Genomic DNA, 486 nt, shown 5'->3' on the forward strand with positions numbered 1-486 from the left:
GGATGGCGCAGCACAAAAAGGGCGACTCTGCGCCCCCCATGATGTCCAACTATACGTGGATACTTGGTGAGAATTGGCCACTTCCGCTACTGGAATTCCACCATGCCATCGCACAACTTCACGATCACCAACAGCGATACGACCATCGCCGCCATGGGCCAGATCGTTGCGATCCGACAAGGCCTGCATCGCTGAAGTAACTGTTTGGCCCGTGTTAGATATCGACTCCGCATGTGCAACTACAGTCATCGAGCCAGCAGCGCCACTGAAAAGGGCCGCAACGATAACCGTCGCCACCACAGCCGAGACGGACTTCCTTATCCTCATATCGATGCTCCTTTTGCGGGCTATACTGCGCTTCTTAAAGATAAGCCAAGCATTATTCTACCCCTGTCTAAAGGTTTTATACCCCGAGTTGACGCAGTCTCAGCCCTCTGCCTGGGCAGGGCACGTTGCCTCGCGTAAGAATCTCCGACTAGACATGAT

The 486-nt window shown here is 53.9% G+C and carries 1 protein-coding gene; it reads left to right on the top strand.

The window, feature by feature from the left end; all coding sequences use genetic code 11:
• A partial coding sequence (locus L6963_RS11710) for a hypothetical protein (RefSeq protein ID WP_237225474.1) occupies nucleotides 1–200 on the top strand: 200 nt, incomplete at its 5' end.
• Nucleotides 201–486: the final 286 nt, after the last annotated feature.

This window comes from Rothia nasimurium, assembly GCF_928392795.1.
Taxonomy (GTDB): domain Bacteria; phylum Actinomycetota; class Actinomycetes; order Actinomycetales; family Micrococcaceae; genus Rothia; species Rothia nasimurium_F.